Raw genomic sequence first — 1,439 nt, forward strand, 5'->3', positions numbered from 1 at the left:
CTCACCAGCAGGTTCTTGGTCTGCTGGTAGTGGTCGAGCATCATCTTGTGCGTCTCGCGACCGACGCCGGACTTCTTGTAGCCGCCGAACGCGGCGTGGGCCGGGTACAGGTGGTAGCAGTTGGTCCACACGCGACCGGCCTTGATCCCGCGGCCCATGCGGTAGGCGCGGTTGATGTCGCGGGTCCAGAGGCCGGCGCCGAGGCCGTACTCGGTGTCGTTGGCGATGGCCAGGGCCTCGGCTTCGTCCTTGAAGGTGGTGACGCCGACCACCGGGCCGAAGATTTCCTCCTGGAACACGCGCATCTTGTTGTGTCCCTTGAGCAGGGTCGGCTGGATGTAGTAGCCGCTGGCCAGGTTGCCTTCGAGCTTCTCGACGCTGCCGCCGGCGAGCAGCTCGGCGCCTTCCTGCTGGGCGATGTCGAGGTAGGAGAGGATCTTCTCGTACTGCTGCTGGGAAGCCTGGGCGCCGACCATGGTCTCGGTGTCCAGCGGGTCGCCGCGCTTGATCGCCCTGACCTTCTTCAGCACCTCTTCCATGAACGCCGGGTAGATCGACTCCTGGACCAGCGCGCGGGACGGGCAGGTGCACACCTCGCCCTGGTTGAAGAAAGCCAGCACCAGGCCCTCGGCGGCCTTCTCGATGAACGCCGGCTCGGCCTGCATGATGTCTTCGAAATAGATGTTCGGGCTCTTGCCGCCCAGCTCGACGGTGGAGGGAATGATGTTCTCCGCCGCGCACTTGAGGATGTGCGAGCCGACCGGGGTGGAACCGGTGAAGGCGATCTTGGCGATGCGCTTGCTGGTGGCCAGGGCCTCGCCGGCCTCCCTGCCGAAGCCCTGGACGACATTGAGCACGCCCGGCGGCAGCAGGTCGCCGATGAGTTCCAGCAGCACGCAGATGCCCAGCGGGGTCTGCTCGGCCGGCTTGAGCACCACGCAGTTGCCGGCGGCCAGCGCCGGGGCCAGCTTCCAGGCGGCCATCAGCAGCGGGAAGTTCCACGGGATGATCTGCCCGACCACGCCCAAGGGCTCGTGGATGTGGTAGGCCACGGTGCTGTCGTTGATCTCGGCGGCGGAGCCTTCCTGGGCGCGGATGCAGCCGGCGAAGTAGCGGAAGTGGTCGGCGGCCAGGGGGATGTCGGCGTTGAGGGTCTCGCGCACGGCCTTGCCGTTGTCCCAGGTCTCGGTGACGGCGAGCAGTTCCAGGTTCTGCTCGATGCGGTCGGCGATCTTCAGCAGGATGTTCGAGCGCTCCTGCACCGAGGTGCGGCCCCAGGCGTCGGCGGCGGCGTGGGCGGCGTCGAGGGCCTTGTCGATGTCCTCGGCGGTGGAACGGGGGAACTCGGCGATCGGCTGGCCGTTCACCGGCGAGGTGTTGGTGAAGTACTGGCCCTTGACCGGAGGCACGAACTCGCCGCCGATGTAGTTGCCGTAGCG

Annotated in this window: 1 protein-coding gene; it reads right to left on the reverse strand. The window is 67.1% G+C overall.

Going from position 1 to position 1,439, the window contains the following annotated elements; all coding sequences use genetic code 11:
- On the reverse strand, positions 1 to 1,439 hold a 1,439-nt coding region (locus HMPREF2716_RS10650), incomplete at both ends, for an acetaldehyde dehydrogenase ExaC (RefSeq protein ID WP_070621887.1).

It is taken from the genome of Pseudomonas sp. HMSC076A11 (assembly GCF_001810205.1).
Taxonomy (GTDB): Bacteria; Pseudomonadota; Gammaproteobacteria; order Pseudomonadales; family Pseudomonadaceae; genus Pseudomonas; species Pseudomonas aeruginosa.